Here is an 18582-nt window from a genome sequence, read left to right as displayed (position 1 = left end):
AAGTGGTGAAAAATTCAGGCAAATGATCCTGGCCTTTGAAGGGTAATATCAAAGTGTTAAATTATTTAACAGGCGCTCAAAATAGTTCTTCCTCGTTTCCGGCTTATCCGATACCTGGTAGGTTTTTAGATCTCCAACAAAAAAAGGAACATTGGCAGTGGCTAAATTATTTTTCCCATCCCTTATATTAACAAACAAGCGGTAAGCTCCTTTTTGTATCGGCGTAGCCACAAGGGCTTTATTGCCTTTTGTTGTGATGATACTGCCTTGAATTGAATCGGGCTTTCCTATTCGATCTACCGCACCATCTTTTACCTCCATTTCAGGTAAAACCTCCCATTGATATTGCAAAGAATCTCCATCGGGGTCATGGGCCACAACTTTGGCTATATAAGTACTTCCCGGCTCCAGTATGAGGTTTTGATTGTCAGGCGCTCCCTGTAAACCGATCCGCTTTACCCTGGGGGCCAGATTTTGGGGCCAGCGACCTCGCCAGAGGTAGCTTAACACATCCACTGCCTCTGTTTTTTCTCCCTTATTTGAAAATAAGCTAAACCAGGTATGGGTCTTTTCCTGTTTCTGTCCCCAGAAAAAAACATAAGCTCCAATGCAATTTTCCTGGTCCTCCAGTATCTCTTCATACTTTTCCTGAATAAACCGAGCCTTTTCACTGCTGTGGTCTTCGAGCGGCGCTTCCCAGGAGGTAGTAGTTGTTTCCCAGTAACCCTTTACACCAAATTCCGAAACTAAATAAGGTCCTTCCCATACACTTTCTTCAATCTCCTCGGCCATGCTGGCAATTCCACCATAGGTGTTAATAGATAAAATATCAACAGCCGGACTTCGGTCTTTAATAAAACGGATGGAACGAAAGTGAACGTCCATGATAGCCGTGGAAGTAGGATGGTTCGGATCAAGCTCATGAATCATTTCCGCTACTTCATTTAAAGCATCCCACATCCTTACGTTGGTGGAATTCTTGTTCATTTCATTTCCTATAATCCACATAAGCAGGGCAGGGTGGTCCCTGTATTTTAAAACGTCCCGCCTAATACGCTCAAGCTGGTCCTTTACGGCTTTTTTATCATCATAATTAAATCCTTCCTTTTCCCTTGTCATCCATATCCCAAGGCTAACGGTTAGGCCAAGTTCATGCGCCTTGTCCAGTATGCGGCCGGCATCATTGGTATCCCACACACGAATAGAGTTTCCTCCATACTTTTTAAGAGCTTCAAAGTTGGTGAAAGCACCTGCCCCTTTTATAAAATAAGGCTTTCCATGGCGCAATAGTTGAAAGCCATCATCTGTCTTTACAACTTCGACGGTAGCGCCACTTGCTTCCCATTTTTCGGAGCGTTCACGGCAGGAGCTAAAGCAAAAGATAAAAAATATAATACAGACCAGAAGGACTGGTTTTTGTTGCCAGTTTTTAAAATTCATACGATTCTCCCAAGAGAAAATAGAGGTTGGATTGTCTTTAGGGTAATAACACTATTAGCTTTTTATTGTTAATAATAATCTTAAAGGATTCCATTTTTCCCTGTTCATGTCATTTATACAAGCAAGACCTCCTAAAAAAAGGGAGCTTAAAAGAATACGGTTTTTAATCTGGCTCGGATGCATTCTCATGGTTCTGTTTCTAGCCTGGTTCATTAACCCTTACCATGTGGGTCACCCGGTACTCTTCTGGCTCTTAACTTTTGCCCTGGGGTTTCGCTTTCTCCGGATGCTGCACGAATGGTACCACTATTACAGTATTGGAGTGCCAAAGCAACCAGTCCCTTCACGGCAGTTTACAGTGGATGTATTTACCACGGCCTGTCCCGGGGAACCTCATGCAATGATTATTGCTACGCTGGAAGGAATCCAGAAAATGAAGTACCCGCATACCACTTACCTCTGCGATGAAGGGAATGATCCTGTTTTGAAAGAAGCCTGTGAGCGTTTAGGGGTCAGGCACGTAACGAGGACTGAGAAAGTGGACGCGAAGGCAGGGAACATTAATAATGCTCTCCGGCAGGCGACAGGAGAGATTTGCCTGATTCTGGACCCGGACCATGTCCCGCACCCGGACTTTCTCGATAGGGTTGTTCCTCATTTCCAGAATCCTGAAATTGGTTTTGTACAGGTGGTACAGGCATATAAGAACCGGAAAGAAAGTATTATTGCCTACGGAGCCGCTGAGCAAACCTACACCTTCTACGGACCTATGATGATGAGCATGAACCAGTATGGCACGGCTCAGGCCATAGGCGCTAACTGTACCTTCAGGCGGGCGGCTCTCGACTCTATTGGAGGCCACGCCCCTGGGCTGGCAGAGGATATGCATACGGCCATGTGCCTGCATGCAAAAGGCTGGAAATCAGTCTATGTACCAGAAGTACTCAGTAAAGGTCTTGTGCCGGCTACCTTGCCTTCCTTTTATAAACAGCAGCTTAAATGGTCGAGAGGTACCTTCGAGCTCCTGTTCACAACTTTTTTTCCGCTCTTTAAAAAATTTACGTGGAAGCAGCGGCTTCACTACTTTACCTTACCTCTTTATTACCTGTATGGATTAGTGACTTTTATAGATATTCTTATTCCGGTGCTGGCTATTTGCCTGGCGGTCTTTCCATGGAATATCCATCTCCTGGAGTTCTTCCTTTTCTTTACACCTCTCTTTCTTACCTCCCTTCTCATCCGGCAGTATTCGCAGCGCTGGCTACTGGAAAAGCATGAGAAAGGCTTCCACGTAATTGGCGGGATCCTTCGGACAGGGACATGGTGGATTTACGTGCTGGGTTTCTTTTACACCATTTTCCGGAAGAAGATACCCTACATTCCTACACCTAAAGATGATAAACCACGGAACAATTTTCTATTAAGCCTGCCGAACTTCCTGGTTTGCGTCTTTTCCTTAGGAGCGATTGTTTACAGCCGCTACGTTTATGGATCAAATGCCTTTATGCATCCTTACAACCTGCTGATGGTAGGTTTTGTACTGGTTAATGTGGTAATGATGGGGACCGTCGTAATAATCGGGCAGGAACGATTTATGGCCTCTGTCATTAACTTTTTCAGAAGTAAAGCGATTGAGCATCCTTCTCTTAAACTTGTGAAAAAGCGTTATGCCCGAACCCACCAGAGAATAACAGGTTTTTTCCGCAACTCCCCGGTAATTATTAGCGTAGCCATTGTGATACTTTTCGGAACGATATTATTTGTAAGGAATACCTCTTCATATGAAATTATGGCACAGGTACCCGTTGAAGTAAGAAATAAGAAGCCTTTTTTTACCGGTATTTACCTTCCTGAATGGAAAGGTAAAAACATAGACCAGCTGGTGGATCAATATGAGAAGCATTTAAACACTCCCATTAGTCTTGTCTCTTTTTACCAGGCTTGGGGGCCGCAAAGTCTCCATCAGTTTCCTGAGCGGCAGATTCGGCAGGTTTACGCTGAGGGCGCAATTCCTATGATTACCTGGGAACCATGGACAAACCTTTTTCCTCAGTTTGAGGGAGATTCTGCCATGCAGCATAACAGGAAAGTGATGCAGGCAATTACCGAGGGGAAGTTCGACCCTTACCTGCAGGCTTACGCGGAAAAATTAGCCGGACTGGAAAAACCCGTGTTCTTACGCTTCGCTCATGAGCCTGATAATCCCCACTACCCCTGGTCTGCTACAGGCGGAAATACGCCGGAAGAATATGTGGAAGCCTGGCGCTATGTGGTGGAGCTGTTCAGGGAGGAGGATGCGGAAAATGTCATTTGGGTGTGGAATCCCTGGGAAGAGGTTACCATGATGGAGTTTTACCCGGGGGGCGATTATGTTGACTGGTTAGGCTTTACGGTGCTGAACTATGGAAATGCAGCCCCTGATGAGTTGTGGCACTCTTTTGCCACGCTTTATGAACCGTTCCGCTACAAGATGGCTTCATCTGAAGAGATAAGCATCATGAAAAAGCCGGTTATGATTGCTGAGTTTGGGTCAACTTCTTATGGAGGAAGCCAGATTGACTGGACAAGCGAGGCCTTATATGATATCCAGAACCTGTACCCGGAGATTTATGCCCTGGTTTTTTTCTACAGCGATAAAGATAACAACTGGGCAACCGACTGGAGACCTTCTCCATCCACCCAATATATTGACTGGACTTTCCCCGATACAGCTGATTTATGGCCTGTTCGGGAAAAGCTGCAACAAGCGCCCTACTCAAATAAACCTGTAAAACTGGATCTGAAAAGTGTCAAAAAGCCTTAAACTGAAGTACTTCTTTAGAAGGATTACAACCACACGGGCCAGCCGGTAAGAAAAATTATTATGTGTTTGTAAAACTTCCTTTCAGACATGAAATCTTTTTAGTTCGGATCAGTCAGGGTTTTGGCAAAAAGTTTAAAAGATTCTTCACTGATACTCCAGTCCGGTGGAGCAATTTTACCCCAGGCTTCAGGAACATCTGCATGGTTAAAATAACAGACTCCCACTATATCAGGATACTGGAGTAGCGTTTCCGCCGCATTTTGCAGCCAGACCTGCTGAAATTCATCGGGACCTTTAACACCCATTTCTGTTATAAAAATTGGCTTATTGAGAAAGCGCATCCGATAGTACTTTTGCCTTAAAACATCTGCAAAAGAATTTTGCTTTTTGTGGTGGGTTATGTTTTTATCGGGGAGCCCGTAAATGGAAATACCGATAAAATCCACCACATCTTCTCCCGGCCACCATTCAGGAGAACCCCGATCTCCTGCAGGGCCCCATACCATTTTTATGTGTTCCGGACGGGGCTCTAAAAAGCTGGCAAAATAGCGGTAGGCCTTTATGTACTGGATGGGATCCTGGCTCTGCCAGTCATATCGCTCAATGGGTATTTCCATTTCATGAGCCCACCGTAAGTAAACCGTTTTGGGAGAACTGGCTATTACCCTGTACAGTTCTTCTATTTCCGCATCATAATGACCGTTCAACGTTTTAGCTAATACGGCAGGGTCTCTTTTGTATGCTGCTCCTTTCCATGGCTCCATGGTCACTACTACTTCATGATCTCTTTCAAGAACCTCCTTAAACTTTTCACGAAACCGGCCGCTTCGTAGTTCTGCCAGGTCCGTAAAGAGGTGCTCCACAGAAACAGCTTTCCCGGAAACCAGCTGCTCTTCCGGATCATATAGCCCAATAAGGAGCGAAGGTTTTTTCTTTTCTTTAGCCGTGGATGAAGCTTTTGTAATTCCATTTGCTGACTGTTTTAAAGGATCCATAAAAGGCTGAAGCTCATGCTCAAGCCTTTCCAGCCATTCCTGATTAAAGGAGCGCTGGCCGATTCTTTCTGTACCCAAAACAAGAACAGGCTTATCTATAAACCTGAGCCTGTGGAGCTGGCGCCTGAGGAGGAGTGGGAGGGAGTCTTTAAGGGGATGGGAGGTGGCAAGAATAGTTGATTTACTAAGGGGACTGATACTGACAATATCCACCACATCTTCTCCCGGCCACCATTCAAGTGCGCCAGGATAAGCAGCTGTTCCCCAAACAATTTTAACATTAGGAGCAGTAGACTGACACAATGCAGAAAAGTGCCTGAACGCCCTTATATACCGCCCTGGTGGCTGATATTGCCAGGGCAAAAGTTGCACAGGAACTTCCATTTCCGGGTTCCATCGTAAATAAACCTCCTGCTGCCGGGTGGCAAGGGTGTTGCAGAAATTGCGGATTTTCCCGTCATAATCGCCTTCCACTATCCTGTTTAAAATAGTTCCATAGTGATGGCCCCATAATGGTTCATCTCTTAATTCTATGGTTATCAGCAGGTCCTTCTCTTTCGGCAAAAGTTTAAGTAAATCACCATCAGAAAGCCGGGGAGAGGTCCAGGTGAAGCCATAGTGTTGGATGTCGAAAGCTTCTTCTTCAGTAAGGTTTTCGGAAGGGGAATAAACACCCAGAACAGGTTCTTTCATGCGAAGGGTAATTTTTTCTTCCGGAGATAGGAGTCCTTCTGTAACAGTATGAAACTTATCAACAGCCCATACCAGGCAGGCAATTACAAAAGCAGCAAAAAGGAGCAGGAGTAAAAATTTTCTCATTTTAATTCTTTTTTGCACTTCTTTTTATAATCGAGAAGGGGGGCAAAAAGTTAACTTTTCCGGGTTTTTCAGATTTAGGTAGATCATTAACATTCAGCAAGAGAGTCTTTTGAAGGACTTTTAAAAGGCTGAAGACGAAAATGGAGTGGAGATGGTTAATTATTAATCCGTGAAAAACTCTGCAAGGATGGGAGGAATTAAAATTTACAGGCGGCCAGTTATTGCGATAGGGTAAATAGTACTAACTATAAAGGAGTATGATTACCTCCTAAGCAGTAGCAGTTCATTATATCAGGTTTTCAACTGAAAATACTACTGTATCCTAAATGTAAATAGGGTAATGGAACTGAGCCAGTAAGGAGCAGCTGGAATTTGTAGATATTAAATAGCAGTAGCTAAGCTACTGCTCATGTTTCATACTACTTTTGCCTTGGAATGGATTAATGGTAAAGTAAAAAAGAAGACTGCCTAAGGAATAAAACAAAAGGTCCCACCAATCCCCGATAAATTTTTCTGAAAATAGGGGGAACAGAATTTCAGAAAAAAAGGCAATAAACAAAGTAGCAATCCCTACTTCAAGACCAGATAAACGGTAGTTTTCGCCTCTCTTAAATAATAGCCGCCTTTCAGCCACCAGAAGGGTTAAAATAAGGGGCATGGCCAGAAAAGAGTCCAGAAAAGAATCTATCCCAGGGATGGAAACTGAAAAGCCTTTCCAGGGAACCTGATGAAGGACAAAAAGAATGCAGCAGATAAGAAACACCGGGGACTTTAATATTTTCATGCCTTTTAAAGAGCTACAAGAAAGACAATAGTTAAAGCAAGGCATAGGACTGGGGAAAGAGCAAGCAGGATTAGAATGGCAAGACTCTTATAAATCATTTTAAATACCTTTACAGGAAGGGTGTCCTCCGGGGCGGGCTTTATCCACTGCCTCAAAGACTGCACCTGGTTTACTACATACTGTTGTAGTGCCCGTAGAAGTTCTTTGTTCATTTCGTTACTGTTGGTTAAATGTTTGGGCGGAAGTAAGGGGCCTTCTAATGACCTACTTTAACCGCTGTGGGAAAGTTTCCTTTTCAGCAAAAAAGCGAGAGCAGAAAAAACAAGACACAGCCCCACCTCAATTAACCATTGCAGAATTGCTGTACCGGCAAAATGCCATTCACCGCCAACGCCAGCTATACCCCCAATGGTCATGGAAGGAACCAGTGCAAGGGCAATAGTAATGGAACAATGATCGAAGGTTGCCGGCTGGCGGCCACAAAGCTTCCTACAAACCCCGCCACCGCAGCAACATAATATGCTGTCGGATATAAACTGGCAATAATCATATCTGTTTGTTCTGAAGGAATGTTTAGCTGAACTTTTCTCGGCACATCCTTAGGAGTATTAACCCCTTTTAAATGATGTAGAAGATTTTTTTGTTTTCTTTATTGCCAGTACAAATATGTTCTACCTGCCCCTGTAAGCTCCTACTCCTGAATTCAGGAAAAATCAATCAGGAAAAACTGGGGGTTCAGGTAAAGGATGAATGGAAAAGAAATAAACATACTGCTTCTTATAATAGGAGTGGCTGTTACCCTCTGGAGTATTACAGAAGCTTTATGGACCACCCTCTGGGCCGATAAAAACTCCAGTCCATTAACCTCCAGGCTAACTACTTTAATCTGGAAGGCTTTTCGAACAGTTGCCAATCCCAGAGATAACAGCCTGCTTAACTTCGCCGGCCCTGTTATTCTCATAGCCTCCGTGCTATTCTGGATTATGCTGTTGTGGATTGGTTGGACATTAATTTTTTATTCGGTTCCCGGGGCCGCCCTGCTTGCAAATACCAATACGATTCCTGATTTAACGGATATAATCTGGTTTGTCGGCTACTGCATTTTCACTGTTGGTAACGGAGACTTAACACCTAATGGTGATGTATGGCAGGTGGTAACTTCCCTGGTTGGTTTTTCCGGCATGGGCCTTGTAACGCTGTCAATTACTTACCTTTTGCAGGTGGTGGCGGCTGTTGTCAATAAAAGGTCATTTTCCAGCCAGGTGGCAGCTATTGGGAACACAGCAGAAAAATTTGTGAAAAAGGAGTGGGACAGGGGTAGTTTTCGAGGTTTCGAACTTCAGCTTAATGCCCTTACTAATCAGCTGTCAACCCTTAGTGAACAGCACCTGGCATTTCCCATTCTGCACTACTACCACACGGCTAATGTAGAGAAGTCCCATCCCATGGCTGTAGCCATTCTCTACGACGCTATTCTTTTAATTGAACTTGGAGTGGAAGAGCAGCACAAACCTGCAGAAAGTATCCTTTCTTCTGCAAGACAGTCGGTAGATAGTTTTCTGGAAACGCTGAAAGGAGCTTTTATAACACCAGCGAAGGACGTACCCCCACAACCAAAGCTTTCCAGCTTAAGCGAAAAAGGAATACCCATTATCCCGGAAAAAGAATTTTACCAAAAGCTGGAGGCGAATGATAATACAAGGAAGCTTCTGTTAGGTTTAATTAAAAGTGCCGGATGGCATTGGCCAACTTAATTTTTTTTCCGAAATAGGTGGCTCATCTCCCCATCCCGGAAAGGAAATTAAAAATCTAACTCTTTGATCAAGAACTGCTAGGGACTGGGGAGTTTTACCAAAAGCATCAATGGAAGCTTTTCTTCCCTTTGTTTAGATACAGATAATAACGGAAATTATCCTGAAGGAAAGATATTCAAACTCCTATTTCGCAAAATATTTTATACCACGCTTTCCTCCTGTTTTACCACTGGAACTGATTTGGGAATAGGTTTCCGGTTTGATTACCTTTTCCTTTAAATCAAATCTTCAATAGAAATAAAATTGTTCCTTTATAAGCTCATGGCATAGAAGGAAGTCCTATCTTTAACTATCTGATACTTCATCTTTATAAAAATAGACTTATCTGTACCTTATGAAGGTCTTTATTATTTGTACGGTCCGGAATGCGACCCCGGACTATAAAAGCAGACTTGAAAATTATGTGCATAACCTGGAGCAGGAAGGTAACCAGGTACATTTACCTCACAGAGATACAGACCAGGATGGGAGGGGCTACGATATTAACCGGACGAATATGGAAGCCATAAAAAAGGCCGACGAAGTGCATATCTTTTATAATCCCGAAAGTCAGGGAACCCATTTTGATATGGGAGTAAGCTTTGCCCTTGGTAAAAAAATAAAAGTAGTGGAGTCTGTTTCCATTCCGGAAGGAAAGTCCTACCAGGGCTTACTCGCTGAATGGTTAGAGGCCCAAAATAGCCTGCCGAACAGTGTCCATTCGGAGAGTAAACCGGGATTGAAATAGTTATTTTCCCAACTGTAAAAGAGAATAAGGTGAGACTTCCATTCACCTATCTTCCTTCAAGTGCTGGAGTGCCTGCGTAAATTTACTGTGCAGGCCAGTAATTTTTTACATGTTTTTTAAATAAGATGGATTTACCAGAAGACCGGTTAAAAGTTTTAGACATTGTGCTGCCATCACCTGTTAAACCGGTGGCTAACTATACAACCTATGTTCAATCCGGAAATCTGTTATTTCTTTCCGGGCATGGATTCAGCGGAAAACCTACTGCAGTGGACATTGGAAAGATCGGAAGAGATTTAACCGTAGAGCAGGGATACTTTGCAGCCCGAAATGTCGGCATTTATGTGCTTGCTACTCTAAAATCGGCACTTGGAGAACTTAAGAGAGTGAAACGCATTGTGCGGGTGCTGGGAATGGTCAATTGTACAGATGATTTTGAGGAGCATCCGAAGGTAATAAATGGTTTTTCTGATTTGATGGTGGAGGTTTTTGGTGATAATGGAAAGCATGTTCGCTCAGCGGTAGGAATGAACTCTCTTCCCCGAGGTATAGCCATTGAAATTGAGGTTACCCTGGAAATTGAAAATTAGCGTTCATCAACAGGGAAAGGCCAACTTTCATCAGAATCGTTCGGGAGCAAATTTTTATATGCAGACGTTTTCGACTTAATAAGTAAAAACTTCGCTAAAGGCAGGAAGGGAAACTTACCGGCTTTTCCTGCTTCTAAAGAACGTATAGCCTTAGGTTTTCAGGGGAGTATTTATAGTTTTGGATATGAGAGAGGTGATAATAATAGGTGCAGGATTGAGTGGATTAACGGCAGCCTTGGCTTTCCGCAAGAAAGGAATACAGCCGCTGGTAATTGAGGCACGGGAAAGGTGGGGAGGAAGGATTTTAACGGTCGCTGCCGAAGGGAAAGGGACTCCGGTTGAAATGGGAGCCACCTGGTTTACCAGCCAACACCAGCACCTCATAAGATTGTTAGAAGAACTGTCTATTCCATTTTATCCTCAGTACCTAAAGGGAGTAGGAGTATTTGAAACCAGCTTAAATGAAGAACTTCAGTTGTTCCGGATTCCGGAAACGGTAGAACCTTCTTACCGGATGGCTGGTGGCACCTCAGCGTTAACTGAGGCACTTGTGGAGCGTTTAGGAAGAGAGGAGCTTCTGTTAGGTTCTCCGATCGAGAAGATAGCTGAACAGGAAGGCCATCTGAAAATTACGGGCAGTAAAGGACTACAGTTTGCCTGCAAAAAGTTAATAATAACGATTCCGCCTTTTTTGCTGGCGCAAAAAATAGCCTTTACACCGGAACTTCCTGCTGCGCTTTCTTCTGTTATGGAGAATACCCACACCTGGATGGGCGAGGCAATTAAGTTTGCTGTAGAATATAAAAATCCATTCTGGAGGCAGCATGGATTGGCGGGCGCTGCTTTCAGCCATGTAGGAATAGTCCGGGAAGTTCATGACCACTGTAACTTCGAAGGAAACAGCTTTGCATTAAAAGGCTTTCTTTCTGAGGAAGCTATTGCACACCCCCGAGAGAAAAGAGAGGCTGAAGTGATAGCGCAACTGGAAAGGATGTTGGGAAAGGAAGCAAAGGATTACCTTTCTTATACAGAAAAGGTATGGAAGGAAGACCCTTTTACCTTCACCGAATATAAACAAGCACTAAGGCCTCACCAGTACAATGGACACCCGCTTTATTCCCGGCCGCTCATGAACGGAAAATTAATTCTGGCAGGTACTGAAACATCTTCTCATTTTGGCGGCTATCTAGAAGGTGCCGTTTACAGCGGCTTAGCTGCAGCTCATGCTATTCTGGACAAGATGCCTTCTTCCACTGCATGAGAGGCTGCCGAAGAAACTTCCTCCTGTAGGTGGGGTGAATGGGTGAGGAAAAGCTCCAAAGGCATTTCATCTGGTAAAAGCCAATTTAAATATCTTCTCAACAAAATGAGGTGATAAATAAGAGGGTCATTTCCTATGGGGCTACAGACTTCAACTTTGTTCCCCGGAAAGCTATTCCTGATTCTGCTTACCTTTGTTTGAATTAGCGCTAAATTTGAAATGATTATTCGACCCTTCATTCTTCTTCATTAAAAAATCTTCATGGATAGAAAGAAACAGCATAGCGAGCAGTTAATGGTCGCCATAAGTCAAATAGCCCCGGTTTGGCTGAACAAGAAAAAAACGATTGAAAAAATAAAGAACCAGATAATATAGGCTGGAAAAGAGGGGAGCCAGCTGGTTGTATTTGGGGAAACGATCTTGCCAGGCTATCCCTTTTGGCTTGAGCTAACAGACGGCGCACGCTTTGAATCCAGCATTCAAAAAGAAATTTTTGCCCATTACCTGCAGCAGGCTGTTCAGCCGGAGTCTGGTGATCTGGCCCCTCTTTGTGAGGAAGCTGCCCGCTATAAAATTGCTGTTTATGTGGGCTGTGTGGAAAGAGCAGCCAACCGGGGAGGGCACAGTGTCTACTGCAGTCTTATTTACATTAATCAGGAGGGGAAAATTGCCTCTGTGCATCGAAAACTCGTTCCTACCTACGAAGAAAGACTGGTGTGGTCGAACGGTGATGGCCATGGTCTTACTGTCCACCCTTTAGGAAACTTTACTATAGGAGGATTGAACTGCTGGGAAAACTGGATGCCCCTGAGCCGTGCCGCCCTCTATGCGCAGGGAGAAAACCTTCACGTGGCGGTGTGGCCAGGCAACAAACGAAATACGGAAGATATTACCAGGCACATCGCCAAAGAATCCAGATCTTTTGTTATTTCAGCCTCCGGCTTGATGCGCAGGGAAGATGTTCCGGCTGATACCCCCCATTATGAGGAGATTATAAAGGGATGTCCGGATTGGTTGGCAAATGGAGGATCCTGCCTGGCGGGCCCGGATGGGAACTGGATAATCGAGCCAGTAACCAATAAGGAGGTGTTACTCTTTGCTACCATTGATCAGAAGGAAGTAAGGCGGGAAAGGCAGAATTTCGACCCTTGCGGGCACTACTCAAGGCCGGATGTTACCCAGCTTAAGGTAAACCGTAAAAGGCAGAGTCTTATTGACTTTGAAGAAGAGTAGATATAAATCTGTAGCCTAAGACATACCGTTCCTCCCGTTGCTTTTGCAGAATAGCTAATTCCTTTGAGGCTTAATTGTAAACGCTAAGCTTTAGAAAACAACCAGGCAGTGCCTATTATTATCCCTGCTGTTATGGCTGTTTTACCTGCAATTGATTTAAAAGTGAGCCGCTTGCCTTTCTTTTCTTTTTCTAACCAGCCGCCGCTGGTGCCAGCCAGCCAGGGCATGGGTTCATATAAGTTTCCCTTTCCGGAAGGGGTTGGAGGGTCAGTTAATTCAATGGTATCCAGTGACTTTTGATAAATTTTGTCGAAAAATCCCGGAGCCATTGATCTGCCAAGGCGAATCGCCTGATTTCGTTTTCCTACAAAGACTTCTTTAGTAGGTTTGGCCGTTAATTTTAGAATGGCTTCCACCACCTTCTCTACAGGAGTTGCAGAAGTGGGAGGATTAATGGAATTGCCAGAATAATTGGCAGCATGCTGGTAGATTGGAGTGTCAATAATAGAGGGAAGTACCGTACAAACATGAATATTTTTTTCATTTTCTAGCTCCTGTCCAAGTGCAATACCTAAAGCCCTGATCCCTGCCTTACTAATGCTGTAAGGAACGGAATATGGCTGCCCGACAATTCCTGCAATAGACCCCATGTTAATAAGGATACCCTTCGCCCGGCTTCTGAAGTGCTTTAGGGCAACACGGGCACCATAGATTACCCCCAGCAGGTTCGTATTCACAATCTTCAGGACATCTTCTGTTGGTATATCGTTAAAGCTGCCGAATACCATTACGGCTGCATTATTCAGCCATACATCAATCTTACCGAAAGCTCGTATAGCTTCTTCAGCAATATTATTTACTTCTTTTTCATTTGAAACATCTGCCTGGACCAAACTGGCTTTCCCTCCGGCTTCTATGCAAACAGAGGCAACCTCCTCTAATATTTCTTTGCTTCTGGCAGCTAGAACCACACTACCTCCCTGTCTTGCCCATTCTACAGCCATTGCCCGGCCAATTCCACTGGTGGCCCCGGTAATCACCATAACCTGCCCTTCTTTCTCAGCTCTTTTCATAATTGTAACATGTTTTTCTGCTTCCTGGAATTTGAAGTAGGAACAGCCACCATATCGTTTTGTTGCGGAAGGATTCATTTGTGAGAAGCTAGGCAATTAAATCATTCTTCTATCTCCTTTCTTCTTTCCTGAGGTACTACAAAGGACTAAACTCTTTCATACTCATGTAGTTGTTAATTGAGCAACAATAAATTTTTAATTTAAAAGAGAATCGTATGGCAAGTGCATGGAAAGAAATAGTGAAAGGAGCAGTGGCCGGTGCCGCTTCCGTATGGATGATGGACCGGGTAACCTGGTATATGTACAATCATGAAGACCGGGAAGCATATAAGCAGGAGAAAAAGGCCCAAAAAGGCGGGAAGTATGTGGCCTTTGTAGCGGCCGATAAAATAGCCAATGCTATTGGGGCGAGAAGAACAGACAAGCAAAAGTATGTTTCGGGTAAGACCATCCATTATTTGCTGGGTATTATGCCTGGAGCCCTTTACGGCCTTCTTCGCCATAAAGTAGATGGCTTAGATAAAGGCCGCGGACTACTATATGGACTGGGCCTTTTCCTGGTAATGGATGAACTGGTGGCGCCTCTGACAGGTCTTTCTTCTGGTCCTTTGGCTTATCCATGGCAGGCACACGCCCGGGGTCTGGCTGGCCATTTAACGGTTGGTGCTACAACAGATGCAGCAGTGCGTGCCCTTGATAAAGTGGTGCCAGCCTAAAAAGAAAGTCTTTGTTACTGTTCTAAGCCTGTAGAGCTCTTCCATTCCAGGATTTCACATACAGGCTTTGAGCAGCAACAAAAAAAAGACCGTAGCCTCTACCTCATTTTTCATTGTAGTAGTAAAAACAGATTTATAAGTAAGGAAGAAAAAATGGCAACCATACTTAGCACTTTAGTGAAAGGCGCTATTGCCGGAGGAATAGGGGTATGGCTGATGGACAGATTTACCTGGACCTGGTATAGCCATGAGAATACTGATACCTTAGTGCAGGAGAGGCTGGCTCAAAAAGGTGGAAGATATGCCCCCAATGCAGCGGGGAAAAAATTAACAGATTCACTGGATATTGAGCTGCCTCAAAAACAGCAGTATGTGGCAGGCAGGAGTATCCATTACTTTATGGGCATAGCACCAGGAGCCTTATATGCCATATGGCGGCACCGCATGAAAGAACTGGGGTTTTGGAGAGGACCTGTCTATGGTGTGGGATTATTTATTGCTTTTGATGAAATCATCACTCCGGCACTGGGCTTTGCTTCAGGCCCTCTAACATACCCATGGCAGGCACATGCCCGAGGCTTCATGGCTCACCTAATTTTAGGAACCACAACAGAAGGTGTTCTTCATTGGCTGGAGGGGAAGGGGAGATAAAAACGGCTTTCCCAGGTAGAGGGGTTTTGATAGCTTTTAAGTAGAACCCTACCATAACAGCAAGGGGCATACCTAGCCTGAACAAGAGGGGGTCAAACCTTTTGCTGAATTAAGTAATAATTGCTGGCTTTCAGGAGATAAACAAAGGTAATCAATGGCCTCCCAAAGACTTTGTGAATAACCATAGCCAGATAACCATCCATTTAAACGTGCGGCTGCAGTGGAATTAATTAAATCATCAAACTTTGGGTACAGGTCTCTCAATTCCTTCATTAAGCCAGGCTGGCGTTGCAGTTTGTATTTTTGGTGCCGGTCCTCTGCCCTGTAAAACGTATGGTAAGGAATAGCTTCCGTAAAAACTTTCCGGTTTAGCTGTTGGGAAACCATCTCTCTGTTCTGCTGAAACAGGCTCCTCTCTTTTTCATCATTAAAAAAAATGGCTGACATATACTGCCTTTTCCATGGCTCGGCAATTGGTTTATGATTATTGAAAAACATGTGGACCAAATCCTGAAAACTGATTTTACCAGGGTCATAATCCACTTGAACAGTCTCTATATGATCCCCTAAATTCCGGTAAGTAGGGTTTTCTGTACTACCACCAGCATACCCCACTCTTGTCCTGACAACGCCTCCTAATGATCCAAAAAGTGCATCAGGGCTCCAGAAACATCCCATGGCAAGTGTAACTGTTTTAACTTCTGAAGATGGCTCAGTATTTTGAGGCAAAGGTCTGTTACGTCTGTCCGCTAGCATAGAGTAGTAACCCTGTCTCCTCATGTTTAGTTTCTTCCTCAGAGTGACTACAAATCTTCGGCCTGGCAAGCAGGCTCGTGCTTAAAATTTCCATAGCGGTTGCACTTCCTGTTTGTGAATTTTGGATTTTGCAGTTGGTATTTCATGATTCGGTAAGGTGGTGGAAGAAAAGTGTCATGAGAATGTGGCCAGTAAATAAAAGAAAGGAGCAGGGACAGGAGTGTCCCTGCTTTTTTGATAATGGTAAAAAAGAAAGTTGCTAAGCCCTGGAGTTAGAAACAGAATTTATGTTGCTTATGCTCCAGAACAAGAATAAGAGCTGGAATCTCTGGCAAGGCAGATAAACCGGAGGGGACCTGGCGAAGCTACTTTTTTAAGCCTAAAGCACACGTTCCTTGGCCATTTAAAAATTTTCATTTAACTTTGCTAACACTGTTAGGGAATATAACAGGAGCAAATGGGAATAGCAGAAAGAAGAAAACGGCAAAAAGAAGAAATGCGTACTTCCATTCTTGAAGCAGCCTGGCAGCTGGTAATGCAGGATGGCTGGCAGGCCCTTTCTATCCGTAAAATTGCGGAAGCAATTGAATACAGTGTTCCTGTAATTTACGACCATTTTGCCAATAAAGAAGCTATTCTGCTGGAACTAACAAAGCAAGGCTTTCAGAAATTGAATAAGGAACTGGTAGAAGCTAAAAATGAGTTTGCCGGACCGGAAGGACAAATAGAAGCCATGGCCTATGCATACTGGAGATTTGCTTTTGAGCAAACAGCATATTATCAGGTAATGTATGGCTTAGGCATGCCTTCCTGCGAAACGGTAAATCAAATTAATGAACTGAGCACCTTTAGTGAATTGATTTTACAGCCCGTCAGGGAATTAATTGCCAGAGGTAATCACCCGGAAACGGATCCTTTTTTAAAGTTGCATACTTTCTGGTCTATGCTGCATGGGTTAATCTCTATTAATATGATGGCTGGAAACGAGAAGAAGGAGGAATTAAACCAGAAGGTTTTACAGGATTTTATATCCGGATTTATTTCAGGCATGAAAGGGTAGTTTTTTTTATTCCATTAACTAACATTGTTAGGAAAAATAACTTTGATAGTCTTATTTTAATTTTAATCTATAAATAATCATTTAAAAAGATGGCAACAACTAAATGGGTCTTGGACCCCACCCACAGCGAACTGGGCTTTAAAATTAAACATCTGATGATTTCAAATGTAACAGGAAAGTTTGGTGAATTTGATGCGGAAGCTGAAACAGAGGGTGAGGACTTCTCAAAAGCAAAAGTAGTTTCCAATATAAAGGTAGCTTCTATCGATACAAACAATAAAGATCGGGATAACCACTTGCGTAATGCAGATTTCTTTGAAGTGGAAACTCACCCTGATATGAAATTTGAATCTACCAAGGTAGAAAAGGTAGATGAGGATACTTTTCATGTCTATGGTGACCTCACCATAAAAGGAACCACAAAACCGGTAAAGTTAAATGCTGAATATAATGGTATTGCAAAAGATCCTTATGGCAACACCAAAGCCGGCTTTACCCTGAGCGGGAAAATCAACCGAAAAGACTGGGGTATCAACTATAATGCAGCACTGGAAACCGGTGGCGTGATGTTAGGCGAAGAATTGAAAATACAGGGCGAAGTGCAATTAGTAAAGCAGGCATAAGCTTTTACTTAGCTGATCGATAGAAGAAGAGGCTGCACTGGTTTTCAGGCGGTCTCTTTTTTGTTTTCCATCCGAAGAACTTTAAAATAACCTCCTGAATGGCTGGTGTTGCTAAAGGGTGTATTCTCCTTTTCTGCACATGGCAAAAAAGAAGTAAACCTGTACTTCCAAAAAAAAACATATTCTCCTCATTACATAAACAGGGCCCTCTTTTCTACTTTCTGTTTTTATGGTACCAGACCCCAGCAGGCTTGAGGAGAACATCTTATTGGTCTTTTTCAGAAACCTCCCTGGCAAAAATCAGGTAAAGTAAAATAAAAAGCTTAAAGATATGAAAACAAACCTGATACCCACTAAAACGCATGCCTATATCGATTATATGACGGCTGCATCGCTGCTAACTTTACCGCTTATTTTTAGTGGTAAAAGAAAAGGAGTAGAAACTTACCTGCCTGTGGCTTTGGGAGCCGGTGCCCTGGTACAAAGCCTGTTGACAAATTATGAGCTTGGTGTAAAAAAGAAAATGAGCATGAAAAAGCACCTTCAGCTTGATTATATGAATGGCGCCTTAATGGCAGCATCTCCTTTTATTTTTGGATTCCGAAAGAGAAGCTGGTTCCCGCATCTGGCTGTTGGGCTATCGGAGCTGGCAATTGCCTACTTTACCAAACCTCAGCCAAAGAAAAAGTTTTTTGGCATTTTCGGTTAAATAAATTCGCTGCAGGAAAGGGCGGTATTTGAGGAGAAGTCTGCCAACTCCTTTTTCTCAGGTGGGCAACTATTTAGGAGATAAAGCTATACCTGATAAGGCTCAGGAGTCAATCCCTTCATCCTGCAGTACTTAAAACTATCCTATTCTTCGCTTCAAGCTTTAATGAGCTTGCAGGTCTCTTCTTCCCCTTTCTCTGCCACCTCTTCATAACCCTGGGCTCAAAAATTCTCCCAGGAATACCCATTTTTTCTATTGTGTCGCAGAATATTTTAACAGCTGCCCGGCCACCTCTTGTTACGGTAAGGTGGTGGAGTGGCCGCAGCTTTACCTGCACCTGGATAATTCCTGTCCAACCTTATCTTAATGGTCTTACTTTAGCAATGAAGGCGATAACAGCCCTTCCATTTTAATGATCTATATCCTACATCTGTGAAGGCTACACTTAAGTTGGAGAGGACAATTTTATTTTTTCCTTATAAAAGCCAAAGAACATTCTTTGTTTCTTTTTATTTGATAATCAATTGG

The 18582-nt window shown here is 43.5% G+C and carries 15 protein-coding genes and 1 pseudogene; 11 read left to right on the top strand and 5 right to left on the bottom strand.

The features are described from left to right. Positions 1 to 48: 48 nt before the first annotated feature. Positions 49 to 1440, bottom strand: coding sequence for a glycoside hydrolase family 2 TIM barrel-domain containing protein (locus tag F752_RS0113730; RefSeq protein ID WP_017732324.1), 1392 nt, complete (start codon positions 1438 to 1440; stop codon positions 49 to 51). 187 nt (positions 1441 to 1627) lie between these two features. Here F752_RS0113730 and F752_RS24195 point away from each other — a divergent pair, with 187 nt between their 5' ends. Then, the gene (locus F752_RS24195; protein ID WP_017732323.1) at positions 1628 to 4243 is read left to right on the top strand and encodes a glycosyltransferase family 2 protein; all 2616 of its coding nucleotides are present in this window, start codon (positions 1628 to 1630) and stop codon (positions 4241 to 4243) included. 98 nt (positions 4244 to 4341) lie between these two features. Here the strand turns inward: F752_RS24195 and F752_RS0113720 are convergent, their stop codons facing one another. Next, positions 4342 to 6057 (bottom strand): glycoside hydrolase family 26 protein, encoded by a 1716-nt coding sequence (locus F752_RS0113720; RefSeq protein ID WP_017732322.1) that lies wholly within the window; start codon positions 6055 to 6057, stop codon positions 4342 to 4344. A 789-nt stretch (positions 6058 to 6846) separates the two neighbouring features. Beyond that, positions 6847 to 7053, bottom strand: a complete 207-nt coding sequence (locus F752_RS0113710; protein ID WP_017732320.1) for a hypothetical protein — start codon at positions 7051 to 7053, stop codon at positions 6847 to 6849. A 534-nt stretch (positions 7054 to 7587) separates the two neighbouring features. Here F752_RS0113710 and F752_RS0113700 point away from each other — a divergent pair. The 5 genes and pseudogenes from F752_RS0113700 to F752_RS24190 all read left to right on the top strand — a co-directional run. Then, positions 7588 to 8595: a potassium channel family protein gene (locus F752_RS0113700; RefSeq protein WP_017732318.1), complete on the top strand. Its 1008-nt coding sequence runs from the start codon at positions 7588 to 7590 to the stop codon at positions 8593 to 8595. Positions 8596 to 8989: 394 nt separating this feature from the next. Then, positions 8990 to 9382: a nucleoside 2-deoxyribosyltransferase gene (locus F752_RS0113695; RefSeq protein ID WP_017732317.1), complete on the top strand. Its 393-nt coding sequence runs from the start codon at positions 8990 to 8992 to the stop codon at positions 9380 to 9382. Between the two features lie 125 nt (positions 9383 to 9507). After that, the gene (locus F752_RS0113690) at positions 9508 to 9972 is read left to right on the top strand and encodes a RidA family protein (RefSeq protein ID WP_017732316.1); all 465 of its coding nucleotides are present in this window, start codon (positions 9508 to 9510) and stop codon (positions 9970 to 9972) included. Positions 9973 to 10156: 184 nt separating this feature from the next. Then, positions 10157 to 11233, top strand: coding sequence for a flavin monoamine oxidase family protein (locus tag F752_RS0113685; protein WP_026135737.1), 1077 nt, complete (start codon positions 10157 to 10159; stop codon positions 11231 to 11233). Positions 11234 to 11620: 387 nt separating this feature from the next. Next, positions 11621 to 12466 (top strand): annotated as a pseudogene (locus tag F752_RS24190) (carbon-nitrogen hydrolase family protein); the annotation flags it as partial. Positions 12467 to 12549: 83 nt separating this feature from the next. Here the strand turns inward: F752_RS24190 and F752_RS24185 are convergent. Beyond that, positions 12550 to 13539, bottom strand: coding sequence for an SDR family NAD(P)-dependent oxidoreductase (locus tag F752_RS24185; protein ID WP_040664643.1), 990 nt, complete (start codon positions 13537 to 13539; stop codon positions 12550 to 12552). A gap of 215 nt (positions 13540 to 13754) precedes the next feature. On the opposite strand from F752_RS24185, the gene F752_RS0113670 reads away from it, so the two are divergent. Both F752_RS0113670 and F752_RS0113665 read left to right on the top strand, forming a co-directional pair. Beyond that, positions 13755 to 14255 (top strand): DUF1440 domain-containing protein, encoded by a 501-nt coding sequence (locus F752_RS0113670; protein WP_017732311.1) that lies wholly within the window; start codon positions 13755 to 13757, stop codon positions 14253 to 14255. Between the two features lie 153 nt (positions 14256 to 14408). Continuing rightward, on the top strand, positions 14409 to 14906 hold the full coding sequence (locus F752_RS0113665; RefSeq protein WP_017732310.1) for a DUF1440 domain-containing protein: 498 nt from the start codon (positions 14409 to 14411) through the stop codon (positions 14904 to 14906). 72 nt (positions 14907 to 14978) lie between these two features. Here the strand turns inward: F752_RS0113665 and F752_RS0113660 are convergent, their stop codons facing one another. Beyond that, positions 14979 to 15686 (bottom strand): peptide-methionine (S)-S-oxide reductase MsrA, encoded by a 708-nt coding sequence (locus tag F752_RS0113660; RefSeq protein ID WP_081604573.1) that lies wholly within the window; start codon positions 15684 to 15686, stop codon positions 14979 to 14981. A 433-nt stretch (positions 15687 to 16119) separates the two neighbouring features. Between F752_RS0113660 and F752_RS0113655 the strand changes: the two genes are divergently transcribed. From F752_RS0113655 to F752_RS0113640, 3 genes are all read left to right on the top strand, one after another. Continuing rightward, on the top strand, positions 16120 to 16722 hold the full coding sequence (locus tag F752_RS0113655) for a TetR/AcrR family transcriptional regulator (protein ID WP_017732308.1): 603 nt from the start codon (positions 16120 to 16122) through the stop codon (positions 16720 to 16722). An 89-nt stretch (positions 16723 to 16811) separates the two neighbouring features. Further along, entirely contained in the window at positions 16812 to 17345 is a 534-nt protein-coding gene (locus tag F752_RS0113650; RefSeq protein ID WP_017732307.1) for a YceI family protein, read from the top strand. Between the two features lie 331 nt (positions 17346 to 17676). Continuing rightward, positions 17677 to 18054: an SPW repeat domain-containing protein gene (locus tag F752_RS0113640; protein ID WP_017732305.1), complete on the top strand. Its 378-nt coding sequence runs from the start codon at positions 17677 to 17679 to the stop codon at positions 18052 to 18054. Positions 18055 to 18582 lie beyond the last annotated feature (528 nt).

The organism is Nafulsella turpanensis ZLM-10, assembly GCF_000346615.1.
GTDB lineage: Bacteria > Bacteroidota > Bacteroidia > Cytophagales > Cyclobacteriaceae > Nafulsella > Nafulsella turpanensis.
The sequence above is the reverse complement of the archived record's forward strand: the minus strand, read 5'-3'. Positions and strand labels throughout refer to the sequence as shown.

What these genes read in the sequence shown, in the direction of transcription:
- F752_RS0113640 (WP_017732305.1), top strand. Translation starts at nt 17,677, where the DNA reads ATGAAAACAAACCTGATACCCACTAAAACGCATGCCTATATCGATTAT.
- F752_RS24185 (WP_040664643.1), bottom strand. Translation starts at nt 13,539, where the DNA reads ATGAAAAGAGCTGAGAAAGAAGGGCAGGTTATGGTGATTACCGGGGCC.
- F752_RS0113670 (WP_017732311.1), top strand. Translation starts at nt 13,755, where the DNA reads ATGGCAAGTGCATGGAAAGAAATAGTGAAAGGAGCAGTGGCCGGTGCC.
- F752_RS0113695 (WP_017732317.1), top strand. Translation starts at nt 8,990, where the DNA reads ATGAAGGTCTTTATTATTTGTACGGTCCGGAATGCGACCCCGGACTAT.
- F752_RS24195 (WP_017732323.1), top strand. Translation starts at nt 1,628, where the DNA reads ATGGTTCTGTTTCTAGCCTGGTTCATTAACCCTTACCATGTGGGTCAC.
- F752_RS0113710 (WP_017732320.1), bottom strand. Translation starts at nt 7,053, where the DNA reads ATGAACAAAGAACTTCTACGGGCACTACAACAGTATGTAGTAAACCAG.
- F752_RS0113650 (WP_017732307.1), top strand. Translation starts at nt 16,812, where the DNA reads ATGGCAACAACTAAATGGGTCTTGGACCCCACCCACAGCGAACTGGGC.
- F752_RS0113660 (WP_081604573.1), bottom strand. Translation starts at nt 15,686, where the DNA reads ATGAGGAGACAGGGTTACTACTCTATGCTAGCGGACAGACGTAACAGA.
- F752_RS0113730 (WP_017732324.1), bottom strand. Translation starts at nt 1,440, where the DNA reads ATGAATTTTAAAAACTGGCAACAAAAACCAGTCCTTCTGGTCTGTATT.
- F752_RS0113690 (WP_017732316.1), top strand. Translation starts at nt 9,508, where the DNA reads ATGGATTTACCAGAAGACCGGTTAAAAGTTTTAGACATTGTGCTGCCA.
- F752_RS0113720 (WP_017732322.1), bottom strand. Translation starts at nt 6,057, where the DNA reads ATGAGAAAATTTTTACTCCTGCTCCTTTTTGCTGCTTTTGTAATTGCC.
- F752_RS0113665 (WP_017732310.1), top strand. Translation starts at nt 14,409, where the DNA reads ATGGCAACCATACTTAGCACTTTAGTGAAAGGCGCTATTGCCGGAGGA.
- F752_RS0113685 (WP_026135737.1), top strand. Translation starts at nt 10,157, where the DNA reads ATGAGAGAGGTGATAATAATAGGTGCAGGATTGAGTGGATTAACGGCA.
- F752_RS0113655 (WP_017732308.1), top strand. Translation starts at nt 16,120, where the DNA reads ATGGGAATAGCAGAAAGAAGAAAACGGCAAAAAGAAGAAATGCGTACT.
- F752_RS0113700 (WP_017732318.1), top strand. Translation starts at nt 7,588, where the DNA reads ATGAATGGAAAAGAAATAAACATACTGCTTCTTATAATAGGAGTGGCT.